Source organism: Streptomyces sp. NPDC002787 (genome assembly GCF_053592095.1).
Window position 1 is genome coordinate 15,598 of record NZ_JBSFVC010000043.1, and the last position, 17,409, is coordinate 33,006.

Annotated in this window: 14 protein-coding genes; 5 read left to right on the forward strand and 9 right to left on the reverse strand. The window is 70.2% G+C overall.

Going from position 1 to position 17,409, the window contains the following annotated elements; translation table 11 throughout:
• Window positions 1-11 precede the first annotated feature (11 nt).
• Window positions 12-164, forward strand: a complete 153-nt coding sequence (locus tag ACWD26_RS39045; RefSeq protein ID WP_451277645.1) for a hypothetical protein — start codon at window positions 12-14, stop codon at window positions 162-164.
• A gap of 65 nt (window positions 165-229) precedes the next feature.
• Here ACWD26_RS39045 and ACWD26_RS39050 read toward each other — a convergent pair whose 3' ends face one another.
• Entirely contained in the window at window positions 230-430 is a 201-nt protein-coding gene (locus ACWD26_RS39050) for a DUF4287 domain-containing protein (RefSeq protein ID WP_451277715.1), read from the reverse strand.
• A 397-nt stretch (window positions 431-827) separates the two neighbouring features.
• On the opposite strand from ACWD26_RS39050, the gene ACWD26_RS39055 reads away from it, so the two are divergent.
• Entirely contained in the window at window positions 828-2,246 is a 1,419-nt protein-coding gene (locus tag ACWD26_RS39055) for a non-reducing end alpha-L-arabinofuranosidase family hydrolase (RefSeq protein WP_451277647.1), read from the forward strand.
• Between the two features lie 239 nt (window positions 2,247-2,485).
• Here the strand turns inward: ACWD26_RS39055 and ACWD26_RS39060 are convergent, their stop codons facing one another.
• The 3 genes from ACWD26_RS39060 to ACWD26_RS39070 all read right to left on the reverse strand — a co-directional run bounded on the left by ACWD26_RS39060 (window position 2,486) and on the right by ACWD26_RS39070 (window position 7,683).
• On the reverse strand, window positions 2,486-3,544 hold the full coding sequence (locus tag ACWD26_RS39060; protein WP_451277717.1) for a GDSL-type esterase/lipase family protein: 1,059 nt from the start codon (window positions 3,542-3,544) through the stop codon (window positions 2,486-2,488).
• A gap of 746 nt (window positions 3,545-4,290) precedes the next feature.
• The gene (locus tag ACWD26_RS39065; protein WP_451277649.1) at window positions 4,291-5,670 is read right to left on the reverse strand and encodes an FG-GAP repeat domain-containing protein; all 1,380 of its coding nucleotides are present in this window, start codon (window positions 5,668-5,670) and stop codon (window positions 4,291-4,293) included.
• Between the two features lie 66 nt (window positions 5,671-5,736).
• Complete coding sequence (locus tag ACWD26_RS39070; protein WP_451277719.1) at window positions 5,737-7,683, reverse strand: glycoside hydrolase family 5 protein; 1,947 nt, start codon at window positions 7,681-7,683, stop codon at window positions 5,737-5,739.
• A gap of 202 nt (window positions 7,684-7,885) precedes the next feature.
• On the opposite strand from ACWD26_RS39070, the gene ACWD26_RS39075 reads away from it, so the two are divergent.
• Together ACWD26_RS39075 and ACWD26_RS39080 are read left to right on the forward strand one after the other, a co-directional pair.
• A complete protein-coding gene (locus ACWD26_RS39075) occupies window positions 7,886-9,430 on the forward strand; it encodes a fused MFS/spermidine synthase (RefSeq protein WP_451277651.1) in 1,545 nt (514 codons plus the stop codon).
• Window positions 9,431-9,662: 232 nt separating this feature from the next.
• Window positions 9,663-10,136, forward strand: coding sequence for a DUF5990 family protein (locus ACWD26_RS39080; protein ID WP_451277653.1), 474 nt, complete (start codon window positions 9,663-9,665; stop codon window positions 10,134-10,136).
• A gap of 88 nt (window positions 10,137-10,224) precedes the next feature.
• On the opposite strand, the gene ACWD26_RS39085 is transcribed toward ACWD26_RS39080, so the two are convergent.
• On the reverse strand, window positions 10,225-11,142 hold the full coding sequence (locus tag ACWD26_RS39085; RefSeq protein WP_451277655.1) for a LysR substrate-binding domain-containing protein: 918 nt from the start codon (window positions 11,140-11,142) through the stop codon (window positions 10,225-10,227).
• 61 nt (window positions 11,143-11,203) lie between these two features.
• On the opposite strand from ACWD26_RS39085, the gene ACWD26_RS39090 reads away from it, so the two are divergent.
• Complete coding sequence (locus tag ACWD26_RS39090; protein WP_451277657.1) at window positions 11,204-11,959, forward strand: SCO6745 family protein; 756 nt, start codon at window positions 11,204-11,206, stop codon at window positions 11,957-11,959.
• Window positions 11,960-12,054: 95 nt separating this feature from the next.
• Here the strand turns inward: ACWD26_RS39090 and ACWD26_RS39095 are convergent, their stop codons facing one another.
• The 4 genes from ACWD26_RS39095 to kdpA all read right to left on the reverse strand — a co-directional run bounded on the left by ACWD26_RS39095 (window position 12,055) and on the right by kdpA (window position 17,402).
• Complete coding sequence (locus tag ACWD26_RS39095; RefSeq protein WP_451277659.1) at window positions 12,055-12,738, reverse strand: response regulator; 684 nt, start codon at window positions 12,736-12,738, stop codon at window positions 12,055-12,057.
• Between the two features lie 188 nt (window positions 12,739-12,926).
• Complete coding sequence (locus ACWD26_RS39100; protein WP_451277661.1) at window positions 12,927-13,598, reverse strand: potassium-transporting ATPase subunit C; 672 nt, start codon at window positions 13,596-13,598, stop codon at window positions 12,927-12,929.
• Between the two features lie 7 nt (window positions 13,599-13,605).
• On the reverse strand, window positions 13,606-15,741 hold the full coding sequence (gene kdpB, locus ACWD26_RS39105) for a potassium-transporting ATPase subunit KdpB (protein ID WP_451277663.1): 2,136 nt from the start codon (window positions 15,739-15,741) through the stop codon (window positions 13,606-13,608).
• Window positions 15,738-17,402, reverse strand: a complete 1,665-nt coding sequence (gene kdpA / locus ACWD26_RS39110) for a potassium-transporting ATPase subunit KdpA (protein WP_451277665.1) — start codon at window positions 17,400-17,402, stop codon at window positions 15,738-15,740. The genes kdpB and kdpA overlap by 4 nt, the downstream gene beginning before the upstream one ends.
• Window positions 17,403-17,409: the final 7 nt, after the last annotated feature.

Consider the following 17,409-nt stretch of genomic DNA (forward strand, 5'->3'; position numbering starts at 1 on the left):
AGAGAACAAACATGGCCGGTCTGATGAATCGGATCAGGGCGTTCGGGCGCAGCCCGGAGGGGCGCCGTCTGGTGGCTCGGGGCAAGCGGATGGCGTCCGACCCGAGGACGAGGAGCGAGGCCAAGCGGCTGTTCGGCAAGCTGCGCAAACGGCCGCCGCACTGAACGAGGGCGCCGCGGCCGCAGGCACCGACGCCTTCCGTGTAGTCGCGCAGAGCAGGCGAGGCGGTTCACCTGCCGGCGTTCTCGGCAAGCGTGTGAGCCACGAGCGCGTTGGCGTGGCCGTGCCCCAGGCCGCGTTCGCTCTTGAGCCAGGAGACCAGGTCCATGTACCTGGTGAGCGGCGAGGCGCGGATCCCTTCCTTCCACTCCGCAATCGGACGGCCGTACTTTTTCGAGCACCCTTGGGAACTCCCACGCCGTGCCCCCAGCGTGCCCCCGCGCCTTGCGCCGCTTCCGCCGCTTCCGCCGCTTCCGCCTGAAGGTGCTGCGCCGGAAGGGCGCCCCCTTCTCGCCGACGAAAGAGCAGACCGTCAGGGCCCGGCTCGACTCAGCTCTCGTCCACGGCGGTCTCCGTGATGGCCTTGAGGAGCCGGTACGCCTTGGCCGTCATCGTCTTCGCCCCGCCTGGTTTCAGCCCACGCATGTTCCGGCTCGCGAATCCTGTGAGAGGTATTGACGCCTTTCACCGGAACCTTATGATCCAGTTGATCGACACTTCGACCCTTGTTCGACATAGCGAACATGCCAGGGCCGCACCACACCGGCATCCGAGCAGCCTCCGACGGGGCAGGCCGGAGCCGCTTGCTCAAGGATGACGAGGTCCTTATGCGCAGACGCAGTTTCAGCCGCAGACATCCGTCTGCGGTGCTCGCCGCCTCGGTTGCGGCCCTGGCCGCGTTGGCGGCGATGCTCGTCACCGGCCCGGCTCAGGCGGCCACCACCAGCGCCGTGCGCGGTGTCGCTTCCGGCCGGTGTCTCGATGTGCCGGGCGCCAACCAGACCGACGGCACGAACGTGCAGATCTGGGACTGCCACGGCGGGACCAACCAGCAGTGGACGCTGACGGACAACAACCAGCTCACCGTGTACGGCAACAAGTGCCTGGATGTTCCGGGTCACGCCAACACGGCCGGTACCCGGCCGGTGATCTGGTCCTGCAACGGCGGTACCAACCAGCAGTGGCGGGCGAACGCCGACGGCACGATCGTCGCCGTGGAGTCCGGGCTGTGCCTGGACGTCAGCGGCGGCGCCACGGCCAACGGCACGGCGGTGCAGCTCTGGAACTGCAACGGCGGCAACAACCAGAAGTGGACAGGTCTCTCCGGGACGCCGACCACGTGTGCTCTTCCGTCGACGTACCGCTGGACCTCGACGGGTCCGCTGGCGGAGCCGGCGAACGGGTCGGCCGCGTTGAAGGACTTCACCACCGTGACGTACAACGGCCAGCACCTGGTCTACGCGACCACCGCGAGCGCATCCGGGTGGCGCGCGACGGGGTTCCGTCCCTTCACCAACTGGTCGGACATGGCGACGGCCCCCCAGACCGCAGTGAGCGGAGCCCCCATCGCGCCCACGCTGTTCTACTTGGCGACCAAGAACATCTGGGTGATGGCCGCGAACGGGTGGGACACCGGCTGGGCCTTCACCTACCGCACGTCCACCGACCCGACCGACCCCACCAGCTGGTCCGCGCCGCAGCCGCTGTTCACCGGCAGCCTCCCCGTCGGCGGCCCGATCGACCCGACCCTGATCGCCGACGACCAGAACATGTACCTGTTCTTCGCCAATGACAAGGGCAGCATCTTCAAGTCGACCATGCCGCTTGGGAACTTCCCCAGCAGCTTCGGCTCGTCGTACACGACGGTCATGAGCGACACGGAGGACAACCTGTTCGAGGCGCCGGAGGTCTACAAGGTCCAGGGCCAGAACCAGTACCTCATGATCGTTGAGGCGAAGGGTAGGAACGGGCGCTTCTTCCGGTCCTTCACCGCCTCCAGCCTGAACGGTTCGTGGACCGTCCAGGCCGGCAGCGAGAGCGCCCCCTTCGCGGGCAAGGCCAACGCCAACGCGACGTGGACCAACGACATCAGCCACGGTGACCTGGTCCGCAACAACCCCGACCAGACCAAGACCATCGACCCCTGCAACCTGCAGTTCCTCTACCAGGGCAGGAACCCCGCATCGGACGGCACCGACTACCTGTTGCTGCCGTACCGGCCGGCCCTGCTCACCCTGCAGCGCTGACCCGCCCTCCCCTCACCGCCTCGAGGAACCCCAGCCGCGCGTCGCCTGGGGTTCCTCTCTGTCTCGCCGGGGGCCCGCTTGCCGTTCGTCCGCTCCGGCGCCGCGACGCGGACGGCAGCGGGGTGGGAACCGTCCCGGAGCGGCCGGGTCTGCACCCCGGCCCTCCGTGGCCGAGCCGAACAGGCCGCCCGCGACTCCGCGAGCGGCCTGCTGCCTGAGTCGGCTTTACTGACTATCCGTCAGCTCTCCTCGCTCGTACGGCGCCTGCGCGCGAAGTAGACCGCGGCGGTGCCGACCGCCACGACCGCGAGGCCCGCACCCGCGAGAACGGGAGTGCTGCTCGACCCGCCGGTCTCGGCGAGATCACCGTTCGTGGTCGGGTCGTTCGCCCCCGTGTCCTCGCCGGGCTCGGGCGTAGCCGACTCGCTCGGGGACGGGGACGGGGTCGGGGACGCGTCCTCACCGGGCGCGTCGTTCTTGGCGAGCACCGCCGCGAAGGCACCTGCGATCACTTTGTGGCCTTCGGCGTTGGGGTGCGGGTCCTTCTTCGTGCACGCCCAGGTCAGCTGACAGATCTTGGCCACGTTCGCCGGCACCTCACCCGCGCCGGGCACGTTCACCATGGTGGTGAAGTCGTCGGAGGAGAAGACCCCGGCCACGTCCGCCACCTTGAAGCCGGTGGACTTGTACACCTGGGTGATCCCGCTGTTGGCGGCCGCGAGCAGGGGTGCCGACTCCTTGGCGGCCTGCTGCCCCGCGGCGCCCTGCAGCCAGGCCCCCAGGAACGGGTTGTGGTACGTCGAGCCCACGAACTGGGTGTTCTCCGTGCCCGCCTTGCGGAGCGTGCCCGCGATCTGGGCGAGGTTCTTCGCCATGGTCTGGCTCGAGCTGTTCAGGCATGCCGCGTCGAGGGTGCCGGCCGGGCTGACGCAGTTGAGCAGGATGTCGTTGGCACCCACGCTGAGGGTGACGTAGGCGACCTTGCCGTTGTGCTCGGCCATGGCCTTCAGGGCGGCGTCCAGTTGGGACTTCGCGTTCGGGTAGTCGCACTTTCCGCCGTTGATCAGGGACTCGGTGGTCTCAGCCGTGCAGCCGAGACGTATGTGCTTCAGTCCGGGGGTGCGCTGCTTGAGCTGCGCGTACAGCTGGTCGGTGTAGGCGAGGTCGGTGTCCTTGTCGACGTCCGGCTGGTAGCCGGTGGTCATGGAGTCGCCGAGCGAGATGTAGTACGTGGTGTCCTTGCCGTTGGCCGCCTCGTCGGCGGCGGCAAGTCCGGGCGTGCTCAGCACGATCGCCATGGCGGAGATGGCCAGCGGGGGGCCGAAACGCTGAAGGGATCTCATAACTTACGTAGGCTTTCCAGTTGTTGGGGGTTGGATGCCGAAAAGCATTGGCGTGAGAGGTGGTTGGAAGCAGCGAAACTCGTCCGCAGCGGTTTCCGGGCACCCGAAGAAGGCCTTGGTGAAGGCATAGGGGGGTTTCCGCCTCCGTGAGACTGCGGGATTCGCCCGACTTCGCTTCGGAGACGCGGGCGCCAATTTAGCAGGATGAAAACCGACTTGGGTGTGGGAGGCCCACAAAACGACGGTCACGACGACACGTGTAAGCATCAAAAGGGCTCGGTCGGTCGGGAATTGGTGACCGGACCCGTTGGTAGTCATTCGCTGAGTGATCAACAGGGTTGAAGGGGCAAGTCCAACTGCCGGTTGGGGCGGGTGTTGAGCGCAGTAGTTGGCTTCGTGTTCGGCGGGCCGAATAGCACCGGGCCTCGTGTTCGGCGGGCCGAATAGCACCGGGCCTCGCGTTCGGTGGGCCGAATAGTGCCGATCGCAGAATGCAGAAGCTGGACGCTAATCCGGTCCACCCATTCTGCGGAGTTGGACAACACACGGCACACGGCAGATCGGCTCCGACCCATGTGCTACCCGGCGGACCCACCGCGCTTTGAAGGTTCACCGCGCCCCTGGCAAGCCGCACCGACAAGCGCGCCTGACGCCCGCCCGCCGACGAAGTACCGGCCCGGCGGGCCCGAGCGGCCGTCGTCTCAGTCGAAGAACTTCGCGTCCGTGAAAGCCGCGACCTGCTCGGTGCCGCCTTCGAGCACCCACCATCTCGACGGCCCCGTGCCGCCTCCCCACTCTCCTTCGGGGGACCAGCCGAACACGACCTCGGCGCGCCCGTCCCGGTCGAAGTCCCGGACAGCCGTGAAACGGGCCGGTCGTGCCGAGGCGGGCACCTCCTTGCCGGCGCCGTCGTGGCGCAGGGTGGCGGAGCGGTCCGTCGTCAGTCCCTCGGCGCTGCCGCGCAGGATCCTGACGCCCCCCTCGGAGGAGATCAGCAACTCGTCGCTGCCGTCGGCGTCGAGGTCCGCGGTGGCGTAGTCGCCGGCCGCGCCCGGCTTAAGGCGCCTGTCCGGGCGGTCGCCGCCGTAGTGGACGGTGACGGTGTCGTGGACCGTGGGGTCCTGGGCGTCGGCCCCCGGCTCCCCGTTGCGCGTGCCGTTGTCGCCGACGGCTGTGTCGCCCTTGCCGTCGCCGTCGAAGTCGCCGAACGCCACCGCGCTGCCGGTCCGCAGGTACGGTGCCCGCGCCGCGAATCCACCCGGCCCGCCCCCGCCGCGCAGGAGCACGGCCGGTTCCTGCTCGTCATCGCCTTGGGGCGAGGCGACGAGGTCGGTGGCACGGTCGCCGTCCGCGTCACCCGCGGTGAGCGAGAAGTCGGAGTTCTCGTAACCGAGCCCGGCCTCGACGATCGGGTTCGGGCGGGCGGCACCCGTACGCCGGGGCTTCCCTTCGCGGGTGAACGGCCCGTACAGCACCCGGAGTTGGTACCGCTCGGCGTACTTCTCCCCTACGGCCTCGGTCACCGCGAGATCCTGTCGGCCGTCGCCGTCGAAGTCGCCCGGCACGCCTGCCTGCTCGGCCGCGGGCACTTGGTCGCGCGGACCGGCGGGGCCGCCCCAGATGACGTGCCCTGCGGCCAGGATGTCCGCGTAGCCGTCGCCGTCGAGGTCGGCGGAGGGGAGGGTCCCCGGGGTCAGGTACGGGGGAAGGCGGCTGTCGTCGGGCTCGATGACGGTACGGGTGGCCGGGTCGAGCCCCCGCGCGGAGCCGTAGACCACGCCGAGATAGACGGACCGCTCGTCGTCCCCACCGGCGCCTCCCGCGCCGATGGCGGGCGCCGCGAAGACCAGGTCGGCGTAACCGTCCCCGTTCACGTCGTCGGCGGCTCGGCTGCCGCCGCCGCGCGGCACGGGCGCGGACGCCGTCGGTGTGGTCACCGGACCCAGCGCGGGTGTGGCGGGCGGGTCCGCCGAGGAGGAGCCGGATCCGTTCACAGGGCGTAGAGCCAGGGCGGCGATGAAGAGGAGCACACACACGGCGATCGCCACATTGGCTTTGACCATGTTCCGGTTCTCGTTCAAGCTCCCCCTGGTGCACCTCAAGCTCCGGGCTGTGGCGGCACAGCCTACGGTCAGGTGCGCGGCGGATCATCCCCGCTGTCGGCAGTAAAGGGCGTCGGGGGTGCGCGACGAGCCCACCCGGCCCGTGAAGGCGATCCCCGCCGCGTACTCGTCGTCGGCGCACTGGCCCTTGTGGTGGCCGTGCGCGAAGTCGCCGCCCTTGGGGGCCGAGCCCCTGTTGTCGCCGCGGTCGAACCAGACGGTCCGGCCGCTCGTGCCGACGATCGAGCCGGGCGGGGCGGCCGCGCACAGGACGGCGGAGACGGCCGCGCCACGGACGCTGTAGCCGGTCACGAAATGGCCGCCGGGGCACTGGAGTTTGGTGTACCCGCTCGCCCAGTCCCGGCCCGGTGTGACGTGCCGCTCGTCGACGACCACCTCGTGTCCGGCGGCCGGGTCCCACACGGGGCCGGCGGACACGTTCGAGCACAGGCCCCGGTTGCCGGTGTGGCTGAGGCCGAGGAGGCGCTGACCGTCGGAGCAGACGGCCTTGCGGGCTCCGGAGTCCCAGTCGGGCAGGGCGCGCATCCGCCGCGACTGGACGAAGTCGCCGTGGTCGGGGCTGAGCATCGACCAGGCCGTCACCGGGGCCACGCGGCCGGTGCGGCCCTGGGCACCGATGAGCCGGGTCCAGGCGGAGGCACGCCAGTCGTCACCGTCGTACAGGCCCATACGACGGCCCGCCGCGTCCCAGTGCAGCAGGGCCCAGCCGTTGCCGGTGCGGTCCTCGTGCCAGCCGACGAGCGGCCAGTACGCGAAGTCGGCGTCGGTGCGGATCAGGTGGTCCACGAAGTTCCCGAACCAGGCGCGCTGCCGGGTGCCGGTCTCCTCGCGGCCCCCGATGCCGAACTCGCTGATCCAGACGGGCGCGGTGAAGTGCTGGTCCTGTTCGGCGGTGACGAAGAACGCCTGGCGGTTGAGTACGTCGATCAGTTCGGCGGGGGTCAGGTCGCGGTAGCGGGGGTCGGTGGTCTCGCCCGTTCCGGTGGCGCCGCTGTGGTGGGGGCCCGTGTAGTCGTAGAAGTGGGCGGAGTACACGAGCTTGCCGGAGTCGACGAGTGTGTGCGAGAGGCGGCGTACGGGTTCCAGGGTGGGACGTTCGTGCGCGAGGCCGTCGACGGGGATGCCGGTCCAGTTGATGCCCTCGACGATGATCAGCGAATCGGGGTTGGCCTCCGCCAGGATGCGGTCGCCCACGTGCTGTGAGGCGGTGAACCAGTCGTGGTCGTCGCCGAGGCCCCAGTTGGGGTCGTCCCAGATGTCGCGGCGCACCTCGTTGTAGAGGTCGGCGCCGACGACGCGTTTGTTGTCCTTGTAGCGGCGGGCCATGAAGAGCCAGTCGTTCGCCCAGGTCTCGGTGGTCCGGCTCGCGTTCCAGCGTTCGTTGCCGTCGACCGAGCAGCACCAGCGGGTGGTGTTGGTGTGGTTGTTGAGGATCACGGCGAGGCCGGCGGCGGTGAGTTCGCGGACGACGGCGTCGTACACCTGCAGTGGGGTCCTGCCGCGCAGGGAGGGGTTGGCGGCGACGGCGTCGGCCGTGACGGGGACGCTGTCGTGGATCATCTCGTTGGAGAAGGGCAGTCGGATGCTGTTGATCCCGATCTCCCGGAAACCGGCGATGATCTCGGCCATGGGGGCACGGTCCAGGCCGAGCGGTATCCGGCCGGAGTTCTCGCCCGCGTGGTGGTTGGCGTCCTCGTCCACGCTTCCTGAGCCGTTCCAAGTGCCGCTGGCTCCGTGCCAGTTGCCGGACCGCAGCTTGAAGCGGTCGCCGTCCGCGTCGACGATCCAGCGGCCTCGCGTGCTGAGCGGTGCCGTCCAGTCCGCTGCGGGCGCGGCCGACACGGCCTTCTCGGACGGAGCCGCGGCCTCGGGGGCGGGATCCTGTGCGGCTGCGGGGAGCGGCGTCAGGGGCACCAGGAGGAACACGACGGCCAGCGTGGCTCTGGTGAAGGATCCGCGCACGGTCACCATCCAGGAGACAGTGGTGCATTGCAGTGGCGTCATGACAGGGGCGCCATGGCAGGGGCGCCATGGCAGTTTTGTCATGGCGGCGTCATCATGGCGGATGGTGCGGGAAAGGTCCAGTCCTGCACGTACACGTACACGTACCGCACCGGTCCCCGGTCATCAACGGCCCGCGGACGCCTCCGGGATCGAGCAGTCGCGTGGCAGGATGTCGGCCGTGACCGGATCGTCGTCCTCGCCCGTCGCCGGGAGCACGCCCCGCGACCACGGCCTGGGTCCCCGTGCCGCTGCCGTGCTCGTGTTCGGCTCCTCGGCCGCGGTCCTGGTGGTCGAGATCGCCGCTCTGCGGCTGCTGGCTCCCTACCTCGGCCTGACCCTCGAGACCAGCACCATGGTGATCGGCATCGCCCTCACCGCGATCGCCCTCGGCTCCTGGCTGGGCGGGAGCATCGCCGACCAGGTCGACCCACGCCGGCTCCTGGGCCCCTCGCTCGGGGTGTCGGGAGCGGTCGTGGCGCTCACCCCGGCCGTGCTGCGCACCACCGCGGAGTGGGCGCCGGCGATGCTCTTCCTGACCGCGTCGCTGACCATCCTCGTGCCGGGCGCGCTGCTCTCGGCGGTGACGCCGATGGTGACCAAGCTGCGTCTCACCAGCCTCGCCGAGACCGGAACGGTGGTCGGCCGGCTGTCCGGCGTCGGCACCGTCGGTGCCATCGTCGGCACCGTCCTCACCGGTTTCGTCCTCGTGTCACGGTTACCGGTCAGCGGCATCCTGATCGGCCTCGGCGTCCTGCTGGTGGTCGGCTCGGCGCTGGTCGAGTGGCGAACGCGCGGGTGGAGCGGCACCCCTGCCCTGACACTCGTGGTCGTGGCCGGCGGCCTCGCCACCGTGGTCGCGCCCGGTGGCTGCGACGCGGAGACCAGGTACCACTGCGCACGGGTCGTCGCGGACCCCGACCGGGGCAGCGGCCGCACACTCGTTCTGGACGGCGTGCGGCACTCCTACGTCGACCTCGACGACCCGACCTTCCTGGAGTTCGCGTATGTGCGCGCCATCGCGTCGGTGGTCGACACCGCCTTCCCCGAAGGTGAGCCACTCGCCGCCCACCACCTGGGCGGCGGCGGACTCACCTTCCCCCGTTACCTCGCGGCCACTCGGCCCGGGACGCGCAGCCTCGTCTCCGAGATCGACAGCGGGGTCGTACGCATCGACCGCGACCGACTCGGTCTGAGGTCGGAAGCCGGTATCGACGTACGCGCCGAGGACGGCAGGCTCGGCCTGCGGCGACTGGACACCGGCAGCCGTGACCTCGTCGTCGGCGACGCCTTCGGGGGCGTCAGCGTGCCGTGGCACCTCACCACGGTGGAGGCGATTACGGACGTACGGCGGGTCCTCGACGAGGACGGTCTCTACATCGCCAACCTCATCGACCACGGTGACCTGGCCTTCGCACGTGCCGAAGCGGCCACCCTCCGCGAGACCTTCGAGCACGTCGCCCTCGTCGGCGAACCCACCGATATCGGCCTCGACCCGACCGCCACGCCCGAGGGCGGCAATCTGGTGGTGCTCGCCTCCGACCGACCGGTCGACCTGCGCGCGGCCCAGAAGGCGCTGGACGCCCGGCGAACCGGCTGGAAGATCGCCACCGGCGACGACCTCACCTCCTGGATCGGCGACGCCCGGCCGCTCACCGACGACTACGCACCCGTCGACCAGCTCCTCCAGCCCTACAGCCCACCCGGCGGCCGGTGAGACGTCCTGGCCCGGCCGAACCGCGCTGCCCTGCGCGCCTGCCGCCCGGCCTGCGGCAAGGCGGCGGCCTGATCGTGTCGGGGAGCGGGTCGGTGGGAGCGGTGAGGGGGCCGCTGCAGAGGGCCCCGGCGCCACTGGGTGACGCGGTCGCCGCTGCCACGGGCCCACTCCGGTTCCGGGTCGGCGGAGGTCGGCTGAGTTCCGCGTGGACGAGGGCGGGATGATGGGCGGTATGCGCATCCGCATCGACGCCGTCGACCTGCCCGGCCTCACCCGCCCCGCCCCTGCCGACGGCAAGGCGCCCGCCTACGGCAACATCCACGTCGCCGTGCAACGCCGTGACCGTCCGGCCGAACTCCTCGCGCCGCAGCCCGGTGACGCACCGTCCGCGACCTGGACCCTGGAGTGCGCCACGAGCGTCTCGCCGACCGGCGTCGAGGTCAAAGGCCCCTACGTGCAGGACCGTCTGGGCCGGCGGTTCATCTACCTGTCGTGGGGCACGGTCGACGAGTCGGGCACCTTCACGATGTTCCGCCGCGCCAAGCTGATGCTCGACGTCATCCCCGTCGACGTACTCGCCGCCGCCGCACGCGACGGACTGCTGGTCGGACGCCTCGGTCTGACCGACGCGCAGGGCGGGCCGCTGTGCGCACGAGTCGAGCCCCCGGACATCACCTGGACCGCCGAACGCGCCGACGGCCACTGACCAGCACACCCACCACGGCTGCTTCCTGCCGAGTGAGGGTGACAGGGACATCGCCGACGTGAACTGGGGGCTCGTGACACCCGCTGCGTCAAGCGGTCGGGAGGTGCGGGGTGCGACCCCACCGCGCGGCTGTGCGCAGTGCCGCGACGACGGCCGTGGTCGTCGGGTTCGCGGTCTCGGTGTGGCGCGTCGCGGCGAACAGCAGGCGCAGGATCGGGCGATCCTCGATGGGCGCTGTGCGGATTCCGGGTGTGGCCGGATCGATGGCCGTCCGGGGGACGAGCGCGGTGGCGAGGCCGGCCCGTGCGAGGGCGAGCTGGGCGGCGATGTCCGCGGTGACGTAGCGCGTCGTGGGTGTGAAGCCGGCCTGGTGGCAGGCGTGCAGGACGGCCTGTCCGCAGTCCGTGGTCGGCGGCGGCACGGCGAGGCTGTGTGCGGCCAGTTCCCGCAGGGCGACGGGCCGCTCGTCGCCCCGGTCGGCCGCGGTGACGACGAGCAGCGGATCGTCGAGCAACGGGGAGACCTCGACGCCCCGGGGTGTGGCATCGGGCAGGTGGTGATACCGCTGCCCCAGCACCACGTCGACCGTGCCGAGCGTGAGTTCCCGCAACTGCGCCTGGTCGGTGACAAGACAGGTCACGGTGAGCTGCGGATGGTCCGATCCCAGTGCGGTCAGTGCGGGGGCCACGATCCGGGTGACGGTCGACGGCAACGCGGCGAGGGTGGCGGTGGCTCCGACGGTGCCCTTGACCGCCGCGACGGCGCTCTCGGCCTCCCGTACGGCGGCGAGGATCCGGTCGGCGTGTCCGAGGAGCACCCGGCCCGCCTCCGTCAGTGCCACGGTTCGCCCGTCGGGGCGCAGCAGGTCGACCCCCACGTCGTGCCGCAGCGCGGAGAGCTGTTGGGACACGGCGCCGGCGGACAGCCCCAGTGACTGGGCGGCCGCGGCGATGGAGCCGCGGGCGGCGACGGTCCTGAGCATGTGCAGACGGCGGACATCCAACATGACTCGATAGATTACCTAAAGGGTTTCATCAGAAATCATCCCCTTGACCTGTTGAGTCCCGGTGAGCGACCTTCAGCGCATGGAGATCTTCGACTGCATCGCCGCGGTTGCCCGGCCCATCCACGATTTCGGTGACGAGTTCATGTCCGACGAGGCGACCGCCGCCGAGGGTCTGCGGGCCGGGTTCGCCCCAGGACGCGGCTTCTACTGCCGCGGCCGGTTCGGAGTGCTCGGCGAGGCACCGGTCGAGGTGGTCCAAGCCGTGCAGGGCTTCCTCAGCCCCCGTCTGGTCGCCACCGGCTGGCTGGCGGGACGCCCCGTGATGCCGGCCGGGGAAGCCGCCGCCCGGTATGCACGGGCCGTCCGGATGTGGGGGCGCGCCCACATCCCCGCGGACGTCGACGTGGAGCACTTCAACCGCCTGGCGCAGCAGCTCATCGATGCCGCCGACGCCGACGCACTGCCGTTGTTCGCCGGGTGGCGCGCGCAACCCTGCCCCGCCGACGACCCGGTCGGTGCGGCCATGCAGCGCCTGCACGTACTGCGGGAACACCGTGGCGCCAGCCATCTGGCGGCGGTGCGCCTGAGCGGGCTGAGCGCCCGGGAGGCGATGGTCGTCAACCTCGGCGTCGAGCAGGCGGCCCACTACGGCTGGCAGGAGCCACATCCCGTTGCCGCGTCGCTGATCCCCCGATGGCGGCGTGCCGAGCACCTCACCGACGAACTGCAGGCGCCGCTGTACGCCACGCTGGCCGGCCGGCAACGTACCGAATTCGCCCGGCTCGTCGACGTGTTGACCGCCTCCCCGACCCCGTGAGCGGACGCCGACGGCACGCCTGTCATCCGGGAAGGCCACGCCGCGCCGCTGCTCGGGTTGGCCGAGGTGGATGCGGAGCTTGGCGCGTGCCAGGGTCATCCTTCGAAGCGGTAGCCCATGCCGGGCTCGGTGATGAGGTGGCGGGGGTGGGCGGGGTCCGTTTCGAGTTTGCGGCGCAGCTGGGCCATGTAGACGCGCAGGTAGTTGGTCTTGTTGCTCCGGGAGGCGCCCCAGACCTCCTGGAGCAGGTGCTTCTGTGTGATCAGCCGTCCCGGGTTGGTGACCAGGATCTCCAGCAGGTGCCACTCGGTCGGGGTGAGGCGTACGTCGTGACCGTCCCGCACGGCCTTCTTGGCCAGCAGGTCGACGGTGAACCCGTCGGTCTCGACGAGCGTCGTCCCGGGGGCGAGCGGTACCTCCTCGGTACGGCGGACCGCCGCCCGGAGCCGCGCGAGCAGCTCGTCCATGCTGAACGGTTTGGTGAGGTAGTCGTCGCCGCCGGCGTCGAGCGCGGCGACCTTCTCCTCGGACGCCTGGCGGGCGGAGAGCACCACGATCGGCACCCGGGTCCTGGCACGCAGCGCCTTGATGACGTCGATCCCGTCCATGTCGGGCAGCCCGAGGTCGAGCAGGACCACATCGGGCTGCCGGGTGGCGGCCAGCCGGAGCGCGGTGGCACCGTCGGGGGCCGCGTCGACCCCGTACCGGCGTGCCTGGAGATTGATGATGAGGGCCCGTACGAGCTGTGGATCGTCCTCCACCACCAGCACCCGTGTCATGGGTGTGCGCCTTCCTGTCGTACGTCGGGCCATGAACGCCGGGGCGCCGTGCGATCGGCGCCAGGACGGCGGGAGCCGGCGGCCTCCGGCTCCCTCCCGGACCGCCCGGCTCCCGGCTCCCTCCCGGACCGCCCGGCTCCCGGCTCCCTCCCGGACCGCCCGGCTCCCCCGTGGGCCGGGCGCTGCCGTCAGCTCCTGGTCAGGAGGTCCTTGAGCGCGATGTTGAGTTCGAGGACGTTCACGCGGGGCTCCCCGATGAAGCCGAGGGTGCGGCTCTCCGTGTGCTCGTCGACGAGCTTGCGCACCTGGGCGACGGACAGGCCGTTCCGCTCGGCGACCCGGTGCACCTGGATGTCGGCGTAGGCCGGGGAGATGTCCGGATCCAGGCCGGAGCCGGAGGACGTCACCGCGTCGGCCGGCACCTCGGACGGTCTGACCTCGTAGTCGGTGGTCGAGTTGTCCCTGACGACCGCGGCCTTGGCGGCGGTCACCCAGTCGATCAGCTCCTTGTTGTCGGCGGACCGGTTGGTGGCGCCGGAAAGGATCAGCTTGTACCGGGTGTTGACGCTGTTGGTGCCGAGGCCGTTCTGGGGGCGGCCCTGGAACCACTTCAGGTCGGGCTCCGGGGTCTCCTGGCCCTCCTTCAGCGGCAGGTGGTACGCCTGCCCGATCAGCGAGGAGCCGACGACCCTGCCGGTGTGGTCCTTGATCTCGGAGCCGTTCGCCTTGTCGTTGAACAGCGCCTGGGCGAAGCCGGTGACGGCCAGCGGATAGAGGACGCCCGTCACCAGGGTGAGGACGAGGAGGGCGCGCAGGCCCGCCCCGAGCAACCGGGCGGTGTTCGTGACGGAGTTGTTCATGGTCCCTTCACCCGATCCCGGGGATGGCTGAGATGAGCAGGTCGATGAGCTTGATGCCGATGAAGGGGGCGATCAGTCCGCCGAGGCCGTAGACGGTGAGGTTGCGGCGGAGCAGCTTGTCCGCGCTGACCGGCCGGTACCGCACGCCCTTCAGGGAGAGCGGTACGAGCGCGATGATGATCAGCGCGTTGAAGACGACGGCGGACAGGATCGCGGAGTCCGGTGAGGACAGGCCCATGATGTTGAGCTTGTCGAGGCCCGGATAGACGGCGGCGAACAGCGCCGGGATGATCGCGAAGTACTTGGCGACGTCGTTGGCGATGGAGAACGTCGTCAACGCGCCCCGGGTGATGAGGAGTTGCTTGCCGATCTCGACGATCTCGATGAGCTTGGTCGGGTTGGAGTCGAGGTCGACCATGTTGCCGGCCTCCTTGGCGGCCGACGTGCCCGTGTTCATCGCGACGCCGACGTCCGCCTGGGCGAGGGCCGGCGCGTCGTTCGTGCCGTCCCCGGTCATCGCGACGAGCTTGCCGCCGGCCTGCTCCCGCTTGATGAGGGCCATCTTGTCCTCGGGGGTGGCCTCGGCGAGGAAGTCGTCGACGCCCGCCTCCTCGGCGATCGCCTTGGCGGTCAGCGGGTTGTCGCCGGTGATCATGACGGTCTTGATGCCCATGCGCCGCAGTTCCTCGAACCGCTCGCGCATGCCTTCCTTGACGACGTCCTTGAGGTGGATGACGCCCAGCACCCGGGCGCCCTCGGAGTCCTCGACCGCGACCAGCAGCGGGGTGCCACCGGCCTCGGAGATCCGGTGGGAGACCGTGTCCGCGTCGTCGGCGGCCGTGCCGCCCCGCTCCCGCACCCACGCGATCACGGAACCGGCCGCGCCCTTGCGGATCCTGCGTCCGTCGACGTCGACACCGGACATCCGGGTCTGGGCGGTGAACGTGATCCACTCGGCACCGACGAGCTCGCCCTGGTGGCGCTCGCGCAGGCCGTACTTCTCCTTGGCGAGTACGACGACGGAACGGCCCTCGGGCGTCTCGTCGGCCAGCGAGGAGAGCTGGGCGGCGTCGGCGACCTCGGCCTCGGTGGTGCCGTTCACCGGCACGAACTCGGCGGCCTGACGGTTGCCGAGGGTGATCGTGCCGGTCTTGTCGAGCAGCAGCGTCGACACGTCACCGGCGGCCTCGACGGCACGGCCCGACATGGCGAGCACATTGCGCTGCACCAGGCGGTCCATGCCCGCGATGCCGATCGCGGACAGCAGGGCGCCGATGGTGGTCGGGATGAGGCAGACCAGCAGCGCCACCAGCACGACCATCGTCAGATGCGTGCCCGCGTAGTCCGCGAACGGTGGGAGCGTGGCCACCGCCAGCAGGAACACGATGGTGAGCGACGCCAGCAGGATGTTCAGCGCGATCTCGTTCGGTGTCTTCTGCCGGGCCGCGCCCTCGACGAGGTTGATCATCCGGTCGATGAACGTCTCACCGGGCTTCGTCGTGATCTTGATGACGACGCGGTCGGAGAGGACCTTCGTACCGCCGGTGACGGCGGACCGGTCACCGCCGGACTCCCGGATCACGGGGGCCGACTCACCGGTGATCGCCGACTCGTCGACGGAGGCGACGCCTTCGACGACGTCACCGTCGCCGGGGATGATGTCGCCGGCCTCGCAGACGACCAGGTCGCCGATCCTCAACTCGGTACCGGGGACGCTCTCTTCGGAGTCCCGGACGAGCCGCCGGGCCACGGTGTCGGTCTTGGCCTTGCGCAGGGTGTCGGCCTGCGCCTTGCCGCGCCCCTCGGCGACCGCCTCCGCCAGGTTGGCGAAGACGACGGTCAGCCAGAGCCAGGCGCTGATGGTCCAGCCGAACCAGTCGGTCGGGTCCTTGAAGGAGAAGACGGTCGTCAGCACCGACCCGACGAGGACCACGAACATCACGGGCGACTTGACCATCACGCGCGGGTCGAGCTTGCGGAAGGCGTCCGGCAGCGACGTCAGCAACTGCTTGGGGTCGAAGAGGCCCGCGCCCACGCGGCCCTCGGCGGGTTTGTGCCCGGTGGGGACGTCGCTGTGCGGCGCCCGGGCCGGAGTGGTGGCTGTGGACATCGCGTCCTCTTGCTTCTCCGTACGGGTGGTCATGACGCCAGCCCCTCGGCCAGCGGGCCCAGCGCGAGCGCCGGGAAGTAGGTCAGCCCGGTGATGATCAGGATCGCGCCCACCAACAACCCGGTGAACAGGGGCTTCTCGGTGCGCAGGGTGCCCGCCGTGACCGGCACCGGCCGCTGCTCGGCCAGCGAACCCGCCAGCGCGAGCACGAACACCATCGGCACGAACCGCCCGAGCAGCATCGCGATGCCGAGGGTGCTGTTGAACCACTGGGTGTCCGCGTTCAGGCCGGCGAAGGCCGAACCGTTGTTGTTCGAGGCCGAGGTGTAGGCGTAGAGGATCTCGGAGAAGCCGTGCGCGCCGGAGTTCGTCATCGAGTGGCCCGGTGTGGGCAGCGCCATGGCCGCCGCCGTGAGGACGAGGACCAGCGCCGGGGTGACGAGGATGTAGCAGGCAGCGAGCTTGATCTCGCGGGTGCCGATCTTCTTGCCCAGGTACTCGGGGGTGCGGCCGACCATCAGCCCGGCGATGAACACCGCGATGACCGCCATGACCAGCATCCCGTACAACCCGGAGCCGACGCCGCCGGGCGCGATCTCGCCCAGCATCATGCCGAGCATGGTGATCCCGCCGCCGAGGCCGGTGAAGGAGGAGTGGGAGGAGTCCACCGCGCCGGTCGAGGTGAGCGTGGTCGAGACGGCGAAGATCGACGAGGCGCCGATCCCGAACCGGACCTCCTTGCCCTCCGTCGCCCCGCCGGCGATCTCGAAGGCCGGGCCGTGGTGGGCGAACTCGGTCCACATCATCAGGGCGACGAAGCCGACCCAGATGGTGGCCATGGTGGCGAGGATCGCGTAGCCCTGCCTGACCGAGCCGACCATGACACCGAACGTGCGCGTCAGGGCGAACGGGATCACCAGCAGCAGGAAGATCTCGAAGAGGTTGGTGAACGGGGTCGGGTTCTCGAACGGGTGGGCGGAGTTGGCGTTGAAGACGCCGCCGCCGTTCGTGCCGACCTCCTTGATGGCCTCCGTCGACGCGACGGCGCCGCCGTTCCACTGCTGCGAGCCGCCCATGAACTGGCCGACCTCATGAATCCCGGAGAAGTTCTGGATGACCCCGCACGCGACGAGCACGATCGCGGCGACCACGGAGAGCGGCAGCAGGACGCGGGTGACCCCGCGCACCAAGTCGGCCCAGAAATTGCCGAGTTCGCCACTGCGGGCGCGCGCGAAGCCCCGTACCAGGGCCACGGCCACGGCCATCCCGACCGCCGCCGACACGAAGTTCTGCACGGCCAGCCCGGCGACCTGCACCACATGGCCCATGGCCTGCTCGCCGTAGTACGACTGCCAGTTGGTGTTGGTCACGAAGGACGCGGCGGTGTTGAACGCCTGGTCCGCGTCGATGGAGGCGAAGCCGAGCGAGCCGGGCAGGACGCCCTGGAGCCGCTGGAGCAGGTACAGGAACAGGACACCGACCGCCGAGAAGGCCAGGACGCCGCGCAGGTACGCGGGCCAGCGCATCTCGGTGTCGGGGTTGGCGCCGATGCCCTTGTAGATCCACTTCTCGACGCGCCAGTGCTTGTCGGAGGAGTAGACCTTGGCCATGTAGGTGCCGAGGGGGACGTAGGCGAGCGCCAGCGCCGCCATGAGGGCCAGCAGTTGGAGCACGCCGGCGAGTACGGGACCCATTTCCTGT

Coding starts and splice junctions, on each gene's coding strand:
- ACWD26_RS39045 (WP_451277645.1), top strand. CDS start 12: ATGGCCGGTCTGATGAATCGGATCAGGGCGTTCGGGCGCAGCCCGGAG.
- ACWD26_RS39055 (WP_451277647.1), top strand. CDS start 828: ATGCGCAGACGCAGTTTCAGCCGCAGACATCCGTCTGCGGTGCTCGCC.
- ACWD26_RS39060 (WP_451277717.1), bottom strand. CDS start 3,544: ATGGCGATCGTGCTGAGCACGCCCGGACTTGCCGCCGCCGACGAGGCG.
- ACWD26_RS39070 (WP_451277719.1), bottom strand. CDS start 7,683: ATGGTGACCGTGCGCGGATCCTTCACCAGAGCCACGCTGGCCGTCGTG.
- ACWD26_RS39075 (WP_451277651.1), top strand. CDS start 7,886: ATGTCGGCCGTGACCGGATCGTCGTCCTCGCCCGTCGCCGGGAGCACG.
- ACWD26_RS39080 (WP_451277653.1), top strand. CDS start 9,663: ATGCGCATCCGCATCGACGCCGTCGACCTGCCCGGCCTCACCCGCCCC.
- ACWD26_RS39085 (WP_451277655.1), bottom strand. CDS start 11,142: ATGTTGGATGTCCGCCGTCTGCACATGCTCAGGACCGTCGCCGCCCGC.
- ACWD26_RS39095 (WP_451277659.1), bottom strand. CDS start 12,738: ATGACACGGGTGCTGGTGGTGGAGGACGATCCACAGCTCGTACGGGCC.
- ACWD26_RS39100 (WP_451277661.1), bottom strand. CDS start 13,598: ATGAACAACTCCGTCACGAACACCGCCCGGTTGCTCGGGGCGGGCCTG.
- kdpB (WP_451277663.1), bottom strand. CDS start 15,741: ATGACCACCCGTACGGAGAAGCAAGAGGACGCGATGTCCACAGCCACC.
- kdpA (WP_451277665.1), bottom strand. CDS start 17,402: ATGGGTCCCGTACTCGCCGGCGTGCTCCAACTGCTGGCCCTCATGGCG.